Source organism: Brevibacillus sp. SIMBA_040, from assembly GCF_046535075.1.
In the GTDB taxonomy this organism is placed as follows: domain Bacteria; phylum Bacillota; class Bacilli; order Brevibacillales; family Brevibacillaceae; genus Brevibacillus.
Map to the genome: position 1 here is coordinate 1 of NZ_JAWRXI010000260.1, position 260 is coordinate 260.

At 53.5% G+C, this 260-nt stretch carries 1 protein-coding gene; it reads left to right on the top strand.

Going from position 1 to position 260, the window contains the following annotated elements; genetic code table 11:
• A partial coding sequence (locus tag SB752_RS32765) for a hypothetical protein (protein ID WP_410719558.1) occupies window positions 1-260 on the top strand: 260 nt, incomplete at both ends.

The window sequence follows — 260 nt, forward strand, 5'->3', positions numbered from 1 at the left end:
CTTCTACACGTACAGGCAATGCCAGTCGCAGGTCCGATGGCTGCGGTTGCAGCCATTCGACGATGCCGGATTTATGGGCGATCCGGTAGCGATGGGTGTTGCCTTCACTCCTGTTTTCAAAGTGAAAGAGTTCAAGCTTGCGTTCGGGTACAGGAGCAGGCTCACCGGGGCCGTTATCGGAAATTTTGAAACTCTGCCCTGTATGCAGATCAAGTTTGTTGTCGTTCAGGTTGTACTGGCTGAGCTGAAGCGTCCAGCCT